The sequence below is a fragment of the Caproiciproducens sp. LBM24188 genome (assembly GCF_054130445.1).
Map to the genome: position 1 here is coordinate 266924 of NZ_CP196862.1, position 20461 is coordinate 287384.

At 48.1% G+C, this 20461-nt stretch carries 19 protein-coding genes and 3 pseudogenes; 17 read left to right on the forward strand and 5 right to left on the reverse strand.

What is annotated here, in order from left to right; all coding sequences use genetic code 11:
• Positions 1 to 40 precede the first annotated feature (40 nt).
• The 3 genes and pseudogenes from ACSVDI_RS01215 to ACSVDI_RS01225 all read left to right on the forward strand — a co-directional run.
• Positions 41 to 1462, forward strand: a pseudogene (locus ACSVDI_RS01215) (DNA topoisomerase); the annotation flags it as partial.
• A 283-nt stretch (positions 1463 to 1745) separates the two neighbouring features.
• On the forward strand, positions 1746 to 2507 hold the full coding sequence (locus ACSVDI_RS01220) for a type IV toxin-antitoxin system AbiEi family antitoxin domain-containing protein (RefSeq protein WP_457944124.1): 762 nt from the start codon (positions 1746 to 1748) through the stop codon (positions 2505 to 2507).
• Positions 2491 to 3468 carry a nucleotidyl transferase AbiEii/AbiGii toxin family protein gene (locus ACSVDI_RS01225; protein WP_457944126.1) on the forward strand — a complete coding sequence of 326 codons (978 nt, stop codon included), beginning with the start codon at positions 2491 to 2493 and terminating at the stop codon, positions 3466 to 3468. The genes ACSVDI_RS01220 and ACSVDI_RS01225 overlap by 17 nt, the downstream gene beginning before the upstream one ends.
• A 54-nt stretch (positions 3469 to 3522) precedes the next feature.
• Here the strand turns inward: ACSVDI_RS01225 and ACSVDI_RS01230 are convergent, their stop codons facing one another.
• The 3 genes from ACSVDI_RS01230 to ACSVDI_RS01240 are packed head-to-tail and all read right to left on the reverse strand — an operon-like array spanning position 3523 to position 5268.
• Positions 3523 to 3675: a hypothetical protein gene (locus ACSVDI_RS01230; RefSeq protein WP_457944128.1), complete on the reverse strand. Its 153-nt coding sequence runs from the start codon at positions 3673 to 3675 to the stop codon at positions 3523 to 3525.
• A 59-nt stretch (positions 3676 to 3734) separates the two neighbouring features.
• Complete coding sequence (locus ACSVDI_RS01235; RefSeq protein ID WP_457944130.1) at positions 3735 to 4628, reverse strand: hypothetical protein; 894 nt, start codon at positions 4626 to 4628, stop codon at positions 3735 to 3737.
• A 52-nt stretch (positions 4629 to 4680) separates the two neighbouring features.
• Entirely contained in the window at positions 4681 to 5268 is a 588-nt protein-coding gene (locus ACSVDI_RS01240) for a hypothetical protein (RefSeq protein ID WP_457944132.1), read from the reverse strand.
• A gap of 186 nt (positions 5269 to 5454) precedes the next feature.
• On the opposite strand from ACSVDI_RS01240, the gene ACSVDI_RS01245 reads away from it, so the two are divergent.
• From ACSVDI_RS01245 to ACSVDI_RS01275, 7 genes and pseudogenes are all read left to right on the forward strand, one after another.
• Positions 5455 to 5709, forward strand: a complete 255-nt coding sequence (locus ACSVDI_RS01245; protein ID WP_457945587.1) for a transposon-encoded TnpW family protein — start codon at positions 5455 to 5457, stop codon at positions 5707 to 5709.
• 2 nt (positions 5710 to 5711) lie between these two features.
• Positions 5712 to 6134, forward strand: a pseudogene (locus ACSVDI_RS01250) (recombinase family protein); the annotation flags it as partial.
• A 472-nt stretch (positions 6135 to 6606) separates the two neighbouring features.
• Positions 6607 to 7056, forward strand: coding sequence for an RNA polymerase sigma factor (locus ACSVDI_RS01255; protein WP_457945588.1), 450 nt, complete (start codon positions 6607 to 6609; stop codon positions 7054 to 7056).
• On the forward strand, positions 7049 to 7690 hold the full coding sequence (locus ACSVDI_RS01260) for a DUF4367 domain-containing protein (protein WP_457944133.1): 642 nt from the start codon (positions 7049 to 7051) through the stop codon (positions 7688 to 7690). Before ACSVDI_RS01255 ends, ACSVDI_RS01260 begins: the two co-directional genes overlap by 8 nt.
• 172 nt (positions 7691 to 7862) lie before the next feature.
• Positions 7863 to 8294 carry a hypothetical protein gene (locus ACSVDI_RS01265; protein ID WP_457944134.1) on the forward strand — a complete coding sequence of 144 codons (432 nt, stop codon included), beginning with the start codon at positions 7863 to 7865 and terminating at the stop codon, positions 8292 to 8294.
• A gap of 146 nt (positions 8295 to 8440) precedes the next feature.
• Positions 8441 to 9580 carry a hypothetical protein gene (locus tag ACSVDI_RS01270; RefSeq protein WP_457944136.1) on the forward strand — a complete coding sequence of 380 codons (1140 nt, stop codon included), beginning with the start codon at positions 8441 to 8443 and terminating at the stop codon, positions 9578 to 9580.
• Position 9581: 1 nt separating this feature from the next.
• Positions 9582 to 10181, forward strand: coding sequence for a hypothetical protein (locus tag ACSVDI_RS01275; RefSeq protein ID WP_457944138.1), 600 nt, complete (start codon positions 9582 to 9584; stop codon positions 10179 to 10181).
• A 306-nt stretch (positions 10182 to 10487) separates the two neighbouring features.
• Here the strand turns inward: ACSVDI_RS01275 and ACSVDI_RS01280 are convergent, their stop codons facing one another.
• Complete coding sequence (locus ACSVDI_RS01280; protein WP_283109454.1) at positions 10488 to 11909, reverse strand: IS1182 family transposase; 1422 nt, start codon at positions 11907 to 11909, stop codon at positions 10488 to 10490.
• Between the two features lie 124 nt (positions 11910 to 12033).
• Between ACSVDI_RS01280 and ACSVDI_RS01285 the strand changes: the two genes are divergently transcribed.
• Positions 12034 to 12834 (forward strand): C39 family peptidase, encoded by an 801-nt coding sequence (locus ACSVDI_RS01285; protein WP_457944140.1) that lies wholly within the window; start codon positions 12034 to 12036, stop codon positions 12832 to 12834.
• Between the two features lie 174 nt (positions 12835 to 13008).
• On the forward strand, positions 13009 to 13767 hold the full coding sequence (locus ACSVDI_RS01290; protein WP_457944142.1) for a hypothetical protein: 759 nt from the start codon (positions 13009 to 13011) through the stop codon (positions 13765 to 13767).
• A 282-nt stretch (positions 13768 to 14049) separates the two neighbouring features.
• Here ACSVDI_RS01290 and ACSVDI_RS01295 read toward each other — a convergent pair whose 3' ends face one another.
• Positions 14050 to 15000 carry a DUF6076 domain-containing protein gene (locus ACSVDI_RS01295; protein ID WP_457944144.1) on the reverse strand — a complete coding sequence of 317 codons (951 nt, stop codon included), beginning with the start codon at positions 14998 to 15000 and terminating at the stop codon, positions 14050 to 14052.
• Between the two features lie 587 nt (positions 15001 to 15587).
• On the opposite strand from ACSVDI_RS01295, the pseudogene ACSVDI_RS01300 reads away from it, so the two are divergent.
• From ACSVDI_RS01300 to ACSVDI_RS01320, 5 genes and pseudogenes are all read left to right on the forward strand, one after another.
• Positions 15588 to 15865: pseudogene (locus ACSVDI_RS01300) on the forward strand (immunoglobulin).
• A 2-nt stretch (positions 15866 to 15867) separates the two neighbouring features.
• Entirely contained in the window at positions 15868 to 18834 is a 2967-nt protein-coding gene (locus ACSVDI_RS01305) for an LPD16 domain-containing protein (protein WP_457944146.1), read from the forward strand.
• 1 nt (position 18835) lies between these two features.
• Positions 18836 to 19051, forward strand: coding sequence for a transposon-transfer assisting family protein (locus tag ACSVDI_RS01310; RefSeq protein ID WP_341004720.1), 216 nt, complete (start codon positions 18836 to 18838; stop codon positions 19049 to 19051).
• A 77-nt stretch (positions 19052 to 19128) separates the two neighbouring features.
• Positions 19129 to 19878, forward strand: a complete 750-nt coding sequence (locus ACSVDI_RS01315) for a hypothetical protein (RefSeq protein ID WP_457944148.1) — start codon at positions 19129 to 19131, stop codon at positions 19876 to 19878.
• Positions 19879 to 19900: 22 nt separating this feature from the next.
• The gene (locus ACSVDI_RS01320) at positions 19901 to 20257 is read left to right on the forward strand and encodes a TnpV protein (RefSeq protein WP_457944150.1); all 357 of its coding nucleotides are present in this window, start codon (positions 19901 to 19903) and stop codon (positions 20255 to 20257) included.
• Positions 20258 to 20461 lie beyond the last annotated feature (204 nt).

Sequence of the window (20461 nt, forward strand, 5' to 3'; positions counted from 1 at the left end):
CAACTAATTACACAGATGCAAGAAAGGAGGAATAAAAAGCATGAGATTGGTAATCGCTGAAAAACCGTCCGTCGCCCAAAGTCTGGCCGCCGTGATCGGGGCCACCACCCGCAAGGACGGCTATCTGGAGGGCGGCGGCTGGCGAGTGAGCTGGTGTGTGGGCCACCTGACTGGACTTGCCGACGCCGATGCTTATAACCCCGACTACGCCAAGTGGCGCTATGATGATCTGCCCATCCTGCCGGATCACTGGCAGATGGTAGTGGGCAAGGACAAGAAAAAGCAGTTTGATGTGCTGAAACGGCTGATAAACGCCCCGGATGTGACTGAGGTGGTGAACGCCTGCGACGCCGGACGCGAGGGTGAGCTGATCTTCCGTACCGTCTACGAGCTGGCGGGTTGCCAGAAGCCCATGAAGCGGCTCTGGATTTCCTCGATGGAGGATTCCGCCATCCGTGAGGGCTTTGCGAACCTGCGCCCCGGTACGGACTATGACGGCCTGCGGGATGCGGCCCTCTGCCGCGCCAAGGCGGACTGGCTGGTGGGTATCAATGCCACCCGGCTGTTTTCGGTGCTGTACCACCGGACCCTTAACATCGGGCGCGTCATGTCCCCGACATTGGCCCTCATTGTCCAGCGGGAGGCTGAGATCGACACCTTCAAGCCGGTGCCGTTTTACGCGGTCACGCTGGAGCTGCCCGGTTTCTCTGTTTCCGGGGAGCGCATGGAGGACAAGGCCGCCGCCCAGCAGCTGAAAACGGCCTGCCAGGGTGCGGCTGCCACGGTGAAAAAGGTGGAGCGCAAGGACAAATCTGAGAAGCCGCCCGCCCTCTATGACCTGACCACCCTCCAGCGGGACGCCAACCGGCTGCTGGGGTTCACAGCCCAGCAAACCCTGGACTATTTACAGAACCTCTATGAAAAGAAGCTCTGCACCTATCCCCGGACGGACAGCCGCTATTTGACGAGCGATATGGCTGAAAACCTACCTGTACTGGTTAATCTGGTTGCCAATGCCATGCCGTTTCGGAAAGGGATCGCCATTTCCTGCGATGCGGCCCAGGTCATCAACGACAAAAAAGTAACCGACCACCATGCGATAATCCCTACTCGCAACCTCCAGGGCGCGGACCTGTCCGGCCTGCCGCTGGGCGAAAAGGCGGTGCTGGAGCTGGTGGCCCTGCGGCTGCTGTGCGCCGTGGCCCAGCCCTATACCTTTGCGGAAACCGCCGCCACGGTGGAGTGCGCCGGAGCGGAGTTTACCGCCAAAGGCCGCACGGTGAAAAATCACGGCTGGCGGGCGCTGGACGCTGCATACCGTGCAGGGCTGAAAAATGTGGAACCGGACAAGGAAACCGAGGACAAGGCTTTGCCGGAGCTAATGGAGGGCCAGACGCTGCCTCTTTCCGGCGCTGCTGTCAAGGAGGGCAAAACCTCGCCGCCCAAGCATTACACGGAAGATATATGTTATAAAGGGCGGTTTAAGAAACTGCCCAAATACAATAACGCGGCGGCTCATTTGTGGTGAAAGCAGGTTCGCGGAGAAAGGAGATGTTTCGGCCTTAAGAGAAAAAATACCGTGGGACACAAAATATGGATGGCTTGTGTGCAGTATTCAATACTGCACACAGTCGCTTTATTTGGGAAGGGTACTTGTAATTTCAAAAATATTATTTTTGCATTTGCAAAATACCGTTTTAATTTCAATGATTATGTGCTATAATAAAAATAAGGAGGCGATAGTTATGAAGCACTATGAAAAACTGATAGAACTCGGTTGCTTTTCACGGTGTGATCTTGTAACTATAACAGGTTCGGATGCAGCCGCGAACTCTCTTATACATGATTATTTACAAAAAGGATATATTGAGCGTGTCCGCCGTGATTTATACACTGCAATCAGTATTGAAACAAAACAGCCGGTTCCGACACGCTATCAGATTGCCTCCCGGCTGTTTGAGGACGCCTGCGTCTCCCATCACAGCGCGTTTGAATACTACGGATATGCCAATCAGGTTTTTTATGAGGTCTACGTGACTACCCAAAACCGTTTTCAGAGTTTCGAGTATGACGGCGTTACTTACCATCGGATTGCGCCTCGGTATGAAGCGTCTGCCGAACTTTCAGGCGGCGTTCGCGCCGCCGGTTTGGAACGCACTGTCATTGACAGTATCAATGATTTTGAAAAGATTGGAGGCTTGGAAGAAACTTTGCGTTGCCTGATGCTGATACCCGCGCTTAAGCCGGACAAGCTTCTGCGTACACTGGCGGCATATAACAGTGGCTTCCTTTATCAAAAAAGCGGTTATTTGCTGGAAAGCCTGCGTGACAGCCTGGACTTGCCCGAAAGTTTTTTTGCTGAATGCCGGAAACATATATCAGGCAGCAAAAAGTACCTGATGAAAGAACACAACAACTTTGTTTGGCATGAAAAGTGGCGCTTGTATGCTCCCGCAGACATACGGGCAATAACGAACAAAGGAGTAACGGATGATGACGCAATATGACCGGATTACGCTTGGCAGGCAAGCACGGGAACTCGGTTTTGTCCGCGATACGTTTGAGAAAGTATGCCGCCTTGCAGATATTCTCTCATTTATTAAAAATGATCCTCTGTTGTCCAGTTGCCTTGCGCTGAAAGGCGGTACGGCAATCAACTTGACTATATTTAATCTGCCGCGTTTGTCCGTTGATATTGACCTCGATTTTATAGGTAATCTGCCAAGAGATGAAATGCTTTCCAATCGAGGCAAAGTAACGGACCACATTATAAAATATATGGAATCATCCGGCTACGCACCCAGCCTGAAATCAAAGAAATATCACGCGCTGGATTCGTTCGTATATGAGTACCAAAATTCAGGTGGCATGAAGGATAACCTGAAAATTGAGATAAACTATATGCTTCGCTGTCATGTGCTGCCGGAGTCCCTCAGACAGGTAAAACTTCCGTGGGCTAAATCAGAACTGACTGTCCTAAGTTTAGCACCGATTGAAATATTCGCTTCGAAAATCGTTGCACTGCTTAACAGGACGGCACCAAGAGATTTATACGACATACATAATATGTTGCAATATGGCTTATTTGACGAGAGCGAACAGGCCATGCTTCGAAAGTGCACGATGCTGTATAGCGCTATAGGTTCAGAAACTGTCCCAGAAAGTTTCCATTTTGACAGCATTGCCAAGATCCCTCAATACCGAATCAAGACTGATTTGCTCCCGGTATTGCGCCGTGGCGAACATTTTGATTTGAAGTCGACGCAGGACGAAACCATCCGGTATTTGTCGGAACTCCTTACTCCAAATGAAAACGAGTTGGCGTTTTGGGAGGCTTTCCGCAAGAATGAGTATCGTCCGGAGTTACTGTTTGATCAAGCCGATATTCTGGAACGTATTTCCCACCATCCAATGGCTATGTGGAAATGCAGCGGCAGAAATGCCAGGCATAGAGAACGGGAACGATAGAATAAAGGCTGTATCACCGATGGTGCTGATGTCAGAATTATCAGGCAGTGTGAATCATTGTGCCGCGCGTTCAAATCTGCGCAACTCAACATTTTTTGCAAGCACGGTTTTAAAAATACTTTCGACCAAAACGGCGGCGCTCCTCAGAACGCCGCCCTTCGGCCGTGCCGTTGTATCAAGTTGCTCGTATTGGCTCATGTCGTTCATTCCTTTATGCTGATATTATATTCCGCATTCGTGTAAAAGCAAACATTGACATGCGGCCTTTATTTATCCTTTTCCCGATTTTTGTATACGTTGTACCGGTTTTTACACTGTGGACTGCAAAAAACAGCGCTGGGGCGGCTCGCCATGAACGCCCTGCCGCAATGCTTACAGACACGCAGAGGCTTTGCCTCGTCCGTCAGCATGAAGCTGAACATCATCTGGATGCCAAGCAGCAGCGAATGAAAATCCCACAAGATGGTCGGCTTATCCAGCAGCGCAATATGATACGTCGGCGCAATACCGTCAAAAGCCGCCATGCCTTGTCGATACAGTTCGCGGGCGGTTTCATCGATTTTGTCGTATTCTTCATAGTAAAGAAGGCTGGAACAAAGGGTAAACGCCCAATCCTTGAATTGCTGTATCTGCCAATCGTAGCGTTCGGCATATTCCCGCTGAAAGCCCATGTTTACCGCCATCGGCTTATCGCTCATCGTCATCGCCAGCGCAATCATGGTGCGGCCGGTCACGTTCCATGTCGATGCTTTCCCGTCCTTCACAAAGTCCGGTTTCCCAAAAGGGAAAAACAGCGCGGTATACGCATTGACTTTCATGGACTCATCCTTGATAAAATGGTTTTTGGGCAAATATACAGCCTCATAATCCATGAAGCATGGCGTTGTCGGCAGAGCTGTCATCAGTCCCAACAGCCCATAACGGGAGGCAAAATTCATGACTCCCTGCCGTATCTTTTCTCCCCCGGCACGGTTCATGCACAACAGCCCCACGTTTAGCGCGTCGAGCACCATCGTCTCGGCGTTCTTTAACGGATCGTATACCTGCGGCGCGGCTTTCGCTGTCGGCGTGACATACAGTTTGCCGTTCCCACCCTGCTTAAACTCATATTCACTGTACCGCACCCAATGGGAGCTTGCATTTTGGAACAGGTTTTTCATCACACGCCTCCAAATTGTAATCTCAATCAATAACAATTATATTACTATCCTATCAGCCGTCCTTGTTGCCGTCAAGGGCGGATTTTTTGTGTCCATTCAGGAATACTCGCTCTGTAGTCGTTAAGGGCAGCCCTTTTTTCTCCCGAATGGCCAGCTTTACCAGTAGTTTTTTCCGAAGATCAAACAACAGCAGGGAACGCAGTTTGCGGATGTTGCGCTCAGTCTGGCCGCGTATTGCGGCGATTCTTGCAGTTTCGTACATTCGCACGGCATGGTAATACAAAACCTCTTTATGGTTTTCGGACAGTCTACGTATCAGTTCGGATATATCCTCGTCTTCCACTAGATGATGCATCTCATAAGGACAATCAAAAATCACATCAAGGAAATCGCCTTTCAATACCTGACGCCATGATGTATAGCCAGTCGGAACCGGGACGACAACATCCACAGGGGAACCCCATTCGAGAGGAATGCCTGAGCGACCTACTTCGTGGTTCCCTTGCCTGTGCTCCCGGTTCCTGTCAAGCCTGTCCCACCATTCCACGACCGCTTCAAAATCTTCGGTGGTTCTGGCGGCGTCCTCAAGGCGGGTCAGCGCTTCGCGTTCCAGTTCCCGTTTTAGTTTTTCGTGCACCACCGGATCACCACCTTTAAATCTTTTTCGCTTTTTTTGAAAAAAAGTTCCGTTTTACCCCCGATTTTTCTTCTATTAGTGAAGGGAGTAATCCGATTAGTGCCTGATTGGTTTACTCCCGTAAAGGCGGAAGGAGGAGTGAGACGGTTCAGATTACACCAGACGGAATCTTTTCATGAATATCATACTGTGAACGCGCACAAAACGCAAGAAAGGAGGCCCATTATTAGTACGATACAAAGGCCAAATGATAAAACTGCCGTCCTGTACAAACGGATCGGTTCCACAAATTACAAGATCAGGGTGCATTTCAGCGAAACCAGTAAAGAGACCATCAACGATAAAATTGTCCGCCTGATTCAAAATGAAGGGCTGTCAAGCGCGGCCGAGCGTGATATAATGGAAACACCACAAATGAGCCGGCCGCCCGAAGGGAGTTCATGAATATGAACACACGGCAGCCGGAGACGACAAGAATTACCGCTCTGTATGAGCGGCTTTCCCGCGACGACGAGCTTGCAGGAGACAGCAACAGCATTATTAACCAGAAAAAGATGCTGGAGGACTACGCAAGGCAAAACGGTTTTAAAAATCCCATCCACTTCACCGACGACGGATGGTCGGGTAGCGGCTTTGACCGTCCGGGTTGGAAACAGATGATTGTCGGAATCGAGGGCGGCAGCATTGGCACGGTCATTGTCAAGGATATGAGCCGTATTGGGCGCGACTATTTGCAAGTCGGTTTTTACACCGAAGTCATGTTCAGGCAGAAGGGCGTGCGCTTTATCGCTATCTCCAATGGCGTAGACAGCCAAAATCGGGAAACCAGCGAGTTCGCGCCGTTTTTGAACATCATGAACGAAATGTTTCCATAAAGAATGGTAAATCTCCAATAGTAAGCCTGTGACGGTATTATCATCATATTCAAAGATCAACTTGCAAGACAAAGGGACAAAGTGCTGGAATCCAGCACTTTGTCCCAATCTACCGAAAAAGTCTATCAAGAAGATGGAACGTCGTAAGGAAGGTTTTAGTTACAAAACTGGTAAGGGTCATTATTTAAACTAAAGGAAGTCTCGTAGCTCTTCATCTGAACTACAAGGGGCTTCCCTTTATTTTATAGAAAATTTAAGTAAAGCTGAGATATAATTATTCCTTGCTAAAGCAATTTGAATAAAATGTAACTGCATTATTCGGGTATAGATGTTATAATCAAAATAAGAAAGAAGGGAATGACTGGTGTTACTTTATATAATGGCAATTCAGAATGACAATGATCGCAACACAGTGGAACGGCTATACCGTGAAAATTATAGATGGATGCTGTACATAGCCAAATAAATTCTAAAGGATCAGAACAAAGCGGAAGATGCTGTTTCTCAGACTTTTGTGAAAATAATTGATAAGCTTCAAAAATTCTCTTTTGAAAACTGTAACAAAACAAGGGGCTTAATCGGTATACTAGTGAAGGATATTTGTTATGACATGCTAAAAGCTGAAAAACACCAAAGTTTTATTCCAATCGATGAATGCGATTTGCCTGGTAATTCGGATGATTTCCCTTTTGATCAACTCTTGTCTGAAGAAAATTATCAATCAATGCTGTCTGCTTTATCTTGCTTGAGTGAAAAATCGAATAATATTCTGAGGTTAAAGTATGTTTATGATTATTCAGATAGTGAAATTAGCCATTTCCTCAATATTTCGCAAGAGAATGTACGGGTGCGTCTTCACCGCGCCAAAGCCGCTTTACTGCAGGTATTGAAGGAAAGGAGTGCTAATAATGAATAAAAGTAAAATGAACGATCAGATTTTTGATGCCATGCTTCAAGCAGCGGTGGAAGAAAAGTTTCAAAAGGAAATGCAGGAATTGCCGCAGTCCAAAGACCTGGGGGACGAGTATGAACTTTCTCAGCCTGCGCAGTTAAGGATCAAGAAAATGATTCAGAAGGCATATCGACGTTCCATTTTGTTGAGAATAGAGAAAATATCAAAAAGAGTAGCGATCATTTTGGCCATTATTATACCGACCTCATTAGGGAATCTCCTCAGTGTGGAAGCGTCCCGGAATACTATTTTCAATACGCTTTTAAATTGGAAATCAGACCATGTAGACATCCATTATCAGGATAGGAATGCTTCTTCAAACATAGCTTCATCCACATCCATCAGCTCCGTCATAAAGCCCACATATCTTCCAGAAGGTTTTTTCGAGATACAAACGATTACAGTTGGCTCAAAAAGCGAGACGGAATACCGGAATAATCATGGAATAAAGATTCTTTTGGATCAGATTCCTTTAGCGAAGGAAGAAACCATTGCGGTAGATACGGAACACACCACTCGCAAAGAGATTGGAATTCAGGGAGGAAAAGCATCCCTTTTTGTTGCAAATACTACGAAAGACAAGTCATATTTGGTTTAGAAAGATCATTCACACAGTTTTTTGTTAAGCTCTGAAATTTCTTCAGATCAGCTTGTCAAAATAGCTGAAAGCATAGAAAAATAAATTTTTTTTTGAAAAAGTTGTAACAAAACGGAAGTCTCAATCGGTATATAAGTAGGAGGAAAAATTTAGAAAACAAAGGAGCTAAATTATGAAAAAGAGAATTTTGGCAATGATGCTCACGGTTCTAATGATGTTTTCGGTAAGCGTTCCGGTTTTCGCGACGGCAAAGCCAACTGCACAGGGAGCAAGTTCAGAAATTCACGTTTCATGGGTAAATACGGATACTGCTACCGCGACCCTAAATTTTTCTGGCGATCGAGCCGACTGCTCTTCCATCATTCATGCAAAGGACGGTGCAACAAAAATCACTGCTACTGCCCTTTTAAAACGGGTAAACGACAATGGAACTACCACGGTGAAAGCATGGACGGGATTAAGTGCATCGGGAGATACTTTCTACTTTGACAGACAATATTATGTCTCTAGCGGAAATACATATGAATTGGAAATCAATGCCCAAGTTTACAGAAATGGAAAAGTAGAATATATTAGTGTCTCTGATAGGGACTATTGCGGTTAAGGGATCCAACACGCAGCGCGTAGCGTGTAGAAATAAAGGAAACAGGAAAAGAGGCAGGTCCAATGTGGCTAATGCGGGATGAAACATTCCTCTCTGGATGGCGTAGGTGTCAATCACGATAATTGAAGATCAAGGAGGTTTTCAGAATGTTGAGAAATATTAAAAAGCTTGTTAGTTTAGTACTGGTTTTTGTTCTTTCCGTGGTCGTCTCTTCTCCTGCGTTTGCGGAGGAAACTAATACCGATTATAAAGACAGCGGCACGGAGTTTATAACTGAACAGGAAGCAAAAAACTACGCTATCGACCTAATTAAAAATGGTGGAGCTAAAGATCTTATTGAGGATTGGAATTGGAATGATAGTACCCAAATAGACGATGAAGTCCCCCTGTTCGATTATGATGGAAATATTAATTCATATCTTTTTCGCTTAAAGACGAATGGAATTTCTCAAGGATATATTTTTGTTAATGCCATAAAATCAGTAGCAGGAGTTGAATCGTTTTCAGATGTCGGAGAACATCCAGTCGATATTATGGCGAAAAAGCAGCTAGGGCATACCATTAAAAAAACAGATAATATTATAAATGCAGGATTACTTAATTATGCTGTGGAAAAGGAAAGCAAATACATAAGACTTGACACGGGGGACCAACTGGATAGTGACTATAACGATTTAGAAAATTCATATGAGAACATGTTATCGACTACTATTAACGGTCGAAAATCTTCTGATCAATTCCGAATTGATGCCACCATCCCAACGGCTGATTCTTTGGATAATATTTCAGCATGGACTTCCCCCTATATCATGACTGATTTCGGAGACGATAACAACTGCACTCCGACGGCACTGACAAATTTTGTTTATTACTGGGGTAATCTGCATCCAAATAAAAAGCCTGGTCTCTGGACTGGCTCAGTATATCAAGATTTAAAAAACTATGTGTTCTGGACGCCATTTGGTACTCCGAACTTCATGATTATTCCGGCCTTGACCAATTTTGGAGAATCAAGGAATATACCAATAGTAAATTCTGATTCTCGTTCAAGTGGAAGCATTGATTGGAATTTTATTTCTAGCGCAATTTATAGTAATATCCCGGTAGTCCTGAACACACATGCCGATCCTCACTATGGTAACCATTCGATTTTGGCAATAGGCTTTAACCATTCATCACAGCCATACCTGCAAGTGATAGATGGTTGGGAAAGAACTATTCATACGGTATATACATATAATAATGCTGCCTCTTTGGCAGAGGCTTCTTATGTAAGGTGGGCTTAACTTGGGAAAAGTGCGTAGACACAAAAAAGTTCTTATAACTCTTGGGATTATAGTAGCCGTTTTTTTGGTGGGCGGAATTCTATGGATGTGCGGCCCCCCGGTATCCGCTTCCACAAATGGCCCTTTCATTTCGGCTGAACAGGCGAAAGTATTGGCAGAAAAGACAATAGCAGATTATGTCTCAAACCCGCCATCTTCTGATCTTGAATGGAATGAAAAATCCGAAGTAACCTATATGCAGCCTGAGTATGATTTGGTGGGCAACATTGTTGCCTACGATTGCCGGGTGGAAACAGACAACAAGCAGACTGGAGGCATTTTCGTTACGACCCAAGGAAAAGGAAATGTGCACAGCGTGTATCCTTCGGGTAAAGCAACGTGCGATATGAAAACGCAGACCGCCCTTGGCCGTGATGCAAAAGAAGGCGACTATATTATTAATGTAGCAGAATGTGGGTACGATGTTGCGCTGAAAAGCAAAAACAACACCTATATAGTTGCAGAAATGTCAAGAGAACCTAAGACTGTTTCAGAACGAACATTTTTGTGGCACGCATGGTGGTACAAACATAATCCACTACAAGGCTATATCGCTTCCTGATATGGAGCAAAATCGGGCCAACTTGGGGCCGTTGACAAACCCTCTGAAAAAATTTTCAAATCGAATTACAGGAATTCATTTTGACAAAGTCTCATTTCTGAACTTTCTACTGGCTACAGAAGGCTGAATTTTCGGATATTTATCAAATTATTACCCATATTCGATGAGTCTGTGACACTCAAGGACTTTGTCAACACTTCGAACTTGGCCCGATGTATCGGAAATTTCTAAAATGTGAAACATTAACGCATAGGTCGGCAGCTAAAGCTGCCGACCTCAGATTGTCGAAGAACCCATCCAACGCGGTTAAACGAAGGATGGGTTCTCTTGATAATATGCAGGATAGGAAAATAAGCAAAGTAAAATCAATAAAAACCCGGAGGGATGGCCATCCCTCCATTTCCACATTGCCAGCTTTTTGAGATTCATGGCAGCAAACTTAAGCTTAACCCAATTCGTCACTTGAGTTAAGCCCCGGTAGAGCGTGTACCGCATCCCATATTTCACTTTTGCATCGGCGAAGACACGCTCAATGGTTTCTTTTCGTTTTTTGTAAAGCTCTTTGTATTTCGGTGTGTGCCTGATATCTTCCGCAAGCTCCACATAATCCTGCCACACATGCCGCGTTACGGTTTTCGTACAGCTTTTACTCTCGGTGCAGCGAGAACGGAATGGACATTTTTCGCAGATGTAACTCCGGCTTTTGTATTCCCGGTATCCCTCACGGTTGGTTGTTGCATAATGCAGAACCTGATATTCCGGGCAGATCACACAGTCATAATATTCGTCGTATACATACTTCCACCATTCCAGATTTCCTGCTTTGGTCATTGGCCGCTTGTATGCTGTGGAAAGTACCCGCCCGTCGTCAAACACCCGTTTACAGATATGCGGCGTTTTGTATGCGGCGTCCGCCACCACCGTTTCAATTTCAGGAAACCGTTGAGTCACTTTGCCATAGACCGCGTCAAATGCTACACTGTCATGTACGTTTCCCGGAGTCACCTCAACGTCAAGGACAAAATTGTGTTTGTCGCAGGCCGTATGTGCTTCGTAGGCAAAGCACTTCTTGTGTTCTCCCTTTTGGAACAACCCGCTTTCCGGGTCTGTTTTGGACACCATGATTTCTTTTTCCTTCGGCGGTTTCGGAGTACTGTCGAATGGCTTCTTCCCATGATCTTCCCGGTCAGCGTTAACCTCTTCCATTAATTCTGAGGCATATCGCTTTGCCGCCTGAGGAACTGCCTTTTTGATCTTTTTGTTGATGTTGGCGTTTGCTTTGATATGCGTCCCATCCACAAATACTGCTTCCGGCTCCAAATATCCGGCGTAATTTGCCTCCTGCAAAATCCACGAAAACACCTGCTCCACGGTTTCCTCTGTGAACCGGTGCTTAAAATTGTAACTCACAGTGGAGAAATGCGGCAGCTCCTCGTTCAGTGTATATCCCAGAAACCACCGATACGCGATATTCATATTGATTTCCTGCATCGTCCGGCGTAAAGAGGGAATTCCGTACAGATGCTGGATCAGAACAATCTTAAACAGGACGACCGGGTCCACACTGGGACGACCGTTGCCCTCACAATACAAATCTTCTACAAAATCATAAATATGGCTAAAATCTACCGCGCTGTCAATCTTTCGCAGCAGATGATTTCCCGGCACCAATAGGTCTGTATTCACAAATTCCACTGCATCTCTGCGTAGTTTTTCCCGTTCCAGCATCTTTCATCACCTGTCTATATTTTACCATTTTACAACGAAAAAGCCCAGCTTTCACTGGACTTTTTCGACAGGCTGTTCTTATTTATTCCGCCTAAAAACGGATGGTTTACAGCAAGGGTTTATTTTGGTCGACTTAACTGAAAAGAGCCCATATGCGGAAGCCTATTGTTCAACAGGAAAGCATCCAGTAGACTACATGATGCTGAAACATTTTAACCATGAGATAACAGCTGAAAACAAAATTGTGCATGCCGGTATGTTTAAATACGCATTTGAAAAAGACAATACTTTTTACGATTTGGAATCAAATAATCCTTTGAATGCAACAAAAAACGACCTGCAAACTTCATACAAAAAGAGTTCACAATTGGCTTGCTCTAAGTCTTCTATTAGTTTGAAAAGCTATGCAAATTATCCGATTTCACATACTCTGCCAATTGATACTCTCAACACAACAAGCGATTTCAATGACGACAATAATTGTGGACCTACTGCATGCACAAACTTCGTTTACTATTGGAAGGACTACAGTCCCAACTTGTGGACCGGAGCAGTTTACCAGGATTTAAAGAGATATCTTAATTGGGACTCAAGTTCCGGCGTTCAAAGAAATGCCTATATACCTGGATTAAGGGCATACGGTAATAGCCGCAACGCACCTATTAAAGGTTCTGATGATAGAACACATGCTTCAATAGATTGGAATTTCATAGCCACCAATATTTACAACGGAATTCCTTTGATTTTATCTCTAGATTCATACCAAGACGTATCTGGGGGGCATGCTGTTGTATGCTTTGGTTATTCAAAATCCACATCGGTCCCCACATTAGTGCTTGCAGACGGCTGGAATAACTCACTGGTAAGCTACGACTATAGAAACGCAGCTGATATAGTAGAAGCTCGTTATACACGTTGGAAATAATATCGGTCTTTGAAGCCTTGTAGGAAGCTAAGTAAAAGTTCCTTCGTAATTTGTCATTTTTAGTTACGAAGGAACTTTTGACTAATTTACTATAGATAGGCAATTTAGTCACTAGCATAAGAGCGGGGATTCGGATATGAGTCCTCAATTATTTATAAGGGAGTGCATAGTAACGTGATAAAATGGAAGCGGGCAATTGGTGTAATGCTTTGTACCTTTATGATTATAAATGTATGTACAGTTCAAGCCATAGCTTATGGAAAAGTTGACAAACTGTACTCGGATACGACCTGGGATATGCAATTGGCAGTTGGGAGTCACTATCGCTTTTTAGTTACACCTGAGGATGCCAATGCACGAATTGGTTATACTGTTGGAAATGGGAAAGTGCTTAGTACCTATGTTCCAACACAATCTATCAAAAACAAAAACGGGACTCAGACCTATTGCTTTGCCTTTAAATGCCTTTCAGAAGGAGAAACAGGTATTTATATTACTGTGAATAACAAGCCAACACGACTCTTCAATGTAAAGGTAGATAATATGACCACAATGAAACAGTCAATTGGTTCTAATGCTGCGAAATTCTTGAAAATTCAAATATTTACCAAAGGAAAGTGTAAAACCATTACCGACCAATTAGTAATTGGAAATCTACTCAAAGATATATCGTCTATTCAGTTAAAAAAATTGCAGAATGATCCCCAAATGGATGGGAGCACATACACCATTAAGTTTTATCCTTCCAATAGTAATGGAACTTTTACTTTTAGTGATGGTGGAAGTGGCAATTTCTCTAAAGAAAAGAGCTGCACTTTTCCGATTTCTGTTGGATGGTATCAGATAAATAAAGGTTCGTCCTATGATACTTGGATGAAAGCAATGAATTACTATTTCAATTCAGCTTCAGGAATAGTAAGTAGTGTCAAATAACCTTCAGGAAATTATCCGTTTAAGGGCCGAGATACGAGGAGAAAGATTGAAATATTCTTTCTCTTCGCATCTTTTTTAATGTCTGTATACTAGGGTTAAATCCCTCGCCTTTCAGGCGAAACCTTTAGGTCAACCCCTTCTTGTAGAATACAAATCCATAAGAAATATCATAGTTTGTAAAAACAATAATTCACATTCAGTGAAATGTAGGACTACATTCCTTCGTGCTTTAGGCCGCTTCCAGCCGCCAATCGAACCTACCGTCTTTCAGGTGGTAGTGGTTTAGTTTTCCAACCACTCCATAAATTCGTCCAGCGTCATTTTCCCGTTTGCGCACTGCTCCCGCATCTTCCTCGCTTGTTCCGACCACTCATAAAAGGCTTCCTGCGTGATTTTTCCGTACTTGATCCATGCAAATCGCTTCTTGTAGGCTTTGCTGTACGCCTTGAATGCCGGATTTTCCGCCTTTTTCTTTTCCCAAACCCGCAGCGCGCCGATTTCCTTGCAGGTGCGCCCGACGCTGTCGAACGGCCTGTCGCAGTATTCCGTGTTACTATGCCCGGTCAACGGAAAGTATTTCCCGCAGTTTTTGCAGACGCGGAACGGAACTTCTCTCCGGATGCATTCTCGGATAAAATAGTCGCTTATCTCATAAATGTCATTGGGGTACAGCACTTCGGTAAAGGTTTTCCGATCGATCCGTTCAAAGCGAACGGCCAGCGGTTGGAACGGAAAAATCTCAAGACCGTTCGTGCTTTTCCCCTCATAATAATCCGCCATTTTCTTCTGAACCGGCTCTTTTGGAGATAGAACATCCAAAACGTTTTCCCATAGACTCTTCACCTGGTCCTGTATTGTAACGACTTCGGACGGGATGTGCGTCAGCTTTTTGTATGGTAGCAGATCAATCACGTTTTCAAAATTCTGCTGTTCCGCCTGTTCCAAACGATCTCGCCAGTCAAGGCGCAGAAGTTCAAAATAGATGTGCTTCTTTGCAATGGTGTCCAGCCCTTTGCGGACTTCATCGGCAAGCCGTGTGTCTTTCTCCGAATACAGTTGACGGAGATCGGTACCCATTTTTTCAAACAGATTGCTGTATGACATAATATCCAGATATAACAAATCCATCAGGCTTTGCGAAAACGCGAAGCCCTTTTTTATTGTTTTCTGTCCGTTCCCATATTCAAAATATTCCTTTTCCCCGGATATGTAAACCTTAAAGCTATACTCCATTTCTGTCACCTCAATATAGATTATCGACTTATTGTAAATATATTATACATAGGTATTGACAAGAAAGCAAGAGAGGGTTAAGATATCGATATAGACTACAGAATATGTTTATTGCAATAGTCCATTAATGGTCAAGAAAGGAGGCCCGCTGAAAATTGAATAGCATATCCGGCAAGAGATACGAAAGCCTTGCAAACAGTTACGCCATGACCGAACTGCGTTCGGCGGCAATTCGCGCACCGGGCAAATCAGGGATCAATTCTCGAATGCCCGCGCCCCCATTGCATCGAACCAATTTCAGAGCGAGCCGATCCAAAAGGGCCGATACCTGCAAGGCCAGGCAATATGCGGCGGCTTCCGCGGAGCGGGGCGTCAGGCGCAGGAACAGTAACCGGATATGCGCAAAAGAGGCCGCAAAACCACGGCAATGGCTTTGCGGCATGGGAAAAAGGAATTCACTTTATCACCAGTATAGCGGCGGAGCCACGGAAACGCAAGCCCTTCCCGTGCGGAAAGCGAAAGGGCCTTGCGGAAACCGAGAGCCGCGCGATACTACCCCGAAGGGGTAGGCCAGCATATTGTTTGTATTGACGGGGCGCTGCCCGCAATCCAAACATGCTGGCCGGGGGCAGCCCCCGGACGCCGCAGAGGTCTATACCCATGACCCCGGCTGCTGGAGAAGCTGCGTCGGCTGGCGGAGAAATACCCTGACCAGATCGTGAAAAAGGACCGGCAGACCTTTCTTGTCCCGAAACGCTGCGTGTCCGTCCGGGAGCCGTACAGCAACCAGCGCCGCAAGGCGGCCAGTGAACGGGCCAAGGCTGCCGGGTACAGGCCGCCCACCCCCAAGAAGGGCAGCGAGTAAGCATGGCCGAGAGCGTCTTTGAGGCTGTCAAGCAGTCCGTCACCGTCCGGGAAACGGCGCAGATGTACGGAATCGAGGTCAACCGGAGCGGCATGGCCTGTTGCCCGTTCCACGATGACAAGAATCCCAGTATGAAGCTGAACGAGGAATACTTCTACTGCTTCGGCTGTGGAGCCACCGGCGATGTAATCGACTTCACCGCTCGGCTATACAATCTGTCCCCCAAGGAGGCCGCTGAGAAGCTGGCCCAGGATTTTGGCCTGGCTTATGACAGTCAGGCTCCTCCCCGGAGGAGCTATATCCGGCAGAAAACCGAGGCACAGAAGTTCAAAGAGGATCGGGACCATGCCTTTCGTGTCCTGGCTGACTACTTTCATTTGCTCCGCAAGTGGGAAACGGACTACACACCCAAAACACCGGAGGAAAATCCCCATCCCCGATTCATGGAGGCAATCCAGAAAAAGGACTATGTGGGCTATCTGCTGGATTTTTTCCTGGAGGATACCCCTGATGAACAAAGACTGTGGATTGCCGAACATCAATCAGAAATCGCCAATTTGGAAAGGAGAGTGAAAATCATGGCTGATAAGCCCACCAACCGGGAGCGGTTGCAGGAAATCACGGCAGGCATTGAACAGGGTATCAAGGAGCTGTTCGAGAGTGAAAAGTATATGCGCTACCTGTCCGTCATGTCCAAGTTCCACCGTTACTCCGTCAACAACACCATGCTCATCTATATGCAGCGCCCGGACGCCACCCTGGTGGCCGGGTTCAACAAGTGGAAAAACCAGTTTGAACGCCATGTGAAAAAGGGTGAGCATGGCATTACCATCATCGCCCCTACGCCCTACAAAAAGAAGATCGAGGAAATGAAGCGCGACCCGGACACCCAGGCTCCTATTCTGGACGCGGATGGCAAGGCCGTCATGGAGGAAAAGGAAATCGAAATCCCCATGTTCCGCCCGGTTAAGGTGTTTGATGTTTCGCAGACGGACGGAAAGCCTCTGCCGGAGCTGGCCTCCAGCCTGTCCGGGACGGTGCCGCACTATGAGGCGTTCCTGGAGGCGGTGCGGCGCTCCGCTCCGGTCCCCATCGAGTTTGAGCCAATGACTGAGAACATGGACGGCTATTTTTCCTCCGAGCAGCAGCGGATCGCCCTCCGGGAAGGCATGAGCGAGGTACAGACCATTTCCGCCGCTGTCCATGAGACCGCACACAGCAAGCTCCACGACCCCAAAAAGTATGAGGCGGAGCCGACCTGGAAGATCGTGATGGTGAGTGAGGGCGGTGTCAAGCACGATTATCGCCTGGACTTCGCCACCGAAGCGGAGGCGGAACAGGCCGCCGCCGAGGAAGGCTGGCGCTATGTGGACGAGAATCAGTTTGAGTGGCGGTTGGAGGTGGAGGAAGATCTGACGGCGGTGAAACAGGCCGCCAAGAACCGCAACACCGAGGAAGTGGAGGCCGAGAGCATTTCCTATGCGGTCTGCCAGTATTTCGGTATCCAGACCGGGGAAAACAGCTTCGGCTACATCGCTTCCTGGTCCAAGGACAAGGAGCTGAAGGAGCTGCGGGCCAGCCTGGAGACCATCAACAAGACTTCCTGTGAGTTGATTAACGACATCGAGCGCAACTACAAGGAAATCTGCAAGGAGCGCGGCATTGACCTGACCGCCGCCCCGGAGCCGGAGCAGGCAACCCGGCAGGTTGCGGAAGAAGTATCTCAGCCCAGCGCCGAGTACCGGGAGGCCCTGGTGGTGCTGGACGATACCACCTATCTTCATATTCAGCCCTGTGACACCGGCTGGGACTACACGCTCTACGATATGGCAACTATGAAGCAACTGGACGGCGGCCAGCTGGATGGAACCGACATGGGCCGTTCCGCAGCGGTCAGCCATATCTGCGAGGACCTGGGGATGGGCGACAGGTCCATCAAGTATGCGCCGCTGTCCATGATCGAGACTTTGCAGGAGGCGGCTTACCAGCAGATGCAGGAACAGGTCAGCCAGCAGACCGCAGAAGCCGCAGCCGCCCAGCTGCCGGATGCCCAGGAGCAGGCGTTGGACGAGTATCCCATGCCCGACCCGGCGCTGACCCAGGACGATCTGGAGAAATGCGGCTGCCTGGACAGCGACCTTCTGCCCCTCTCCAAAGAGCGGGCCTATGAGCTGATGGCGCGCGACCTGACCGTTTACATCGTCCAGGAGGGCGAGAACCCGGAGATGGCCTTTGATACCGCCGACCTGGACGCCCATGACGGCATCTTCGCCGTGTCCCGCGAGGAATGGGAGAAAAGCCCGGAGTTTGATAAGCTGGTCAAGGACCGCATGGCCCACCAGGAGGAACGGGAGCAGGCGTTTCTCACCCACAAGGGGGACTGCTTCGCCATTTATCAGGTGAAACACACCGACGAGCTGCGGGACATCCGCTACGAGGGCCTGGAATGGCTCCAATCCATCGGGCAGACGGTGCAGCGGGACAACTATGAGCTGGTCTACACCGCTCCGTTGCTGCCCTCTGATCTGAAAGGCGATACCGCTGAACAGCTCTTTTACCGCTTCAACAATGAACATCCTGTCGATTATGGCCATCCGTCCATGAGCGTAAGCGACATCGTTGCCATCAAGCGGGATGGCAAGGTATCCTGTCATTACTGCGACAGCTTCGGCTTTGAGCAGGTTCCCGGATTCCTGCCGGACAATCCGTTGAAAAATGCGGAAATGGTCGTGGAGGATGACTATGGCATGATCGACGGTATCATCAACAACGGCCCCAAGGAGCCGACGGTGGCCCAGCTGGAACAGCAGGCCCGCAGCGGCCAGCCGATCTCTCTCATGGATTTGGCTGCCGTCGCCCACCGGGAGGACCGAGAAAAGAAAAAGTCCGTCATGGAGCAGCTGAAAAGCCAGCCCAAGGCGGAACACAAAAAGACAGCGCCAAAAAAGAGCGCGGAAAGGGAGATTTGATATGGGAAACTTCACTTTTGAGGAAACGAACCTGCTTTGTATCTACAACACCGGCAGCCGCACCGGGCTGATCGAGGCTCTGACCGAGATGCGCGGTGAACTTTCGCCGGAGGAAATCGAGCTTCGGGAACTGACGGACAGCGCCCTGGGGAAACTCCAGGCTATGAGCGACGCCGAGTTTGCCGAGCTGGAGCTGTACCCGGATTTCGACGAGTAAAAACCACACCAAGACCCAGCGGGGCGGCCTGATGTGCCGCCCCATTTCTATTTAACATGAAGGGAGGACAGAAAACCATGCCATCCAAAGCTGAATTTTACCGGCAGATGGCCGAGCAGGTATCGACCCGGCTTGTGGGCAGCTGGAAGGAATGGACGGCCTTTCTCACTACTGCCGCCCGCCTCTACAAATATCCGTTCCATGAGCAGATGATGATTTACGCCCAGCGCCCGGACGCCACCGCCTGCGCCGAGTACGACCTGTGGAATGAGAAAATGGGCCGGTATGTGCGTCGTGGCTCCAAGGGCATCGCCCTGGTGGACGATTCCGGCGACAGGCCCCGGCTGCGCTATGTGTTTGATATTTCCGACACCGGGACCCGTGAACATTCCCGCATCCCCTGGCTGTGGCAGCTGGAGGAGCAGCACATCGGGCCTGTGTCGGCCATGCTGGAGCGCAACTACGGCGTTGTCGGTGACGATCTTGCCCAGCAGCTCACCGATGTGGCCGGAAAACTGGCGAGTGAGTATTGGGACGAGCATCAACAGGACTTCCGCTACATCGTTGACGGTTCGTTCCTGGAGGAGTACGATGAACTCAACATCGAAGTCCAATTTAAGTCCGCCGCCACCGTCAGTATCGCCTACGCCCTGATGTCCCGCTGTGGGCTGGATACGGAACAATATTTCCAGCATGAGGACTTCATGCCGATTTTCGATTTCAATACCCCGGCCACGGTTGGGGCGTTGGGAGCGGCGGTCAGCCAGATGAACCAGCAGGTGCTGCGGCAGATCGGCGTCACCATCCAGAACTATGAGCGCGAATAACTCGCGGAAAGGAGCGTTACACATGGAGAACAACCTGACTTACACGAGGAACGGCGATTACCTGATTCCCGACCTGAAGCTGACCGAACAGCCGGAGAAGCCCCTGGGCAAGTACGGCAGGATGCGGAAAGCGTACCTGAAGGAACACCGGCCCCTGATCTACAATCAGCTGCTGCTGACCGAGAAGCTGTACCCGCACCTCATCGAGATCGACGAGACGGCGAACAGCCGTCTGGAGCAGATGATGCCCCAGCTGGCGGAGTCGGCGGGCGCGACGGAGGAGCTGAAAGCCCGCGATCCGATGCGCTGGGTGGGCCTGATGAACACCTGCAAGGCCCAGGCCGAGGAGATTCTGATGGCGGAGCTTATCAACAGCTGACCTTAAACCTGTTCCTCTCCGAAGCGGAACAAATCCAAAGAATAGATGAAGCAGAGAATGTGCAAACATCCTCTGCTTTTTCTTTTGCCCAGACCGACATCGACCATGTGCTGCGGATGGGCGGTAACACCTATCGCCAGAGAGAGTGCATTGTCGCGGCCTTTGAGGAACAGAAATCCATTTCCGAGATTGCGGCCTATCTGC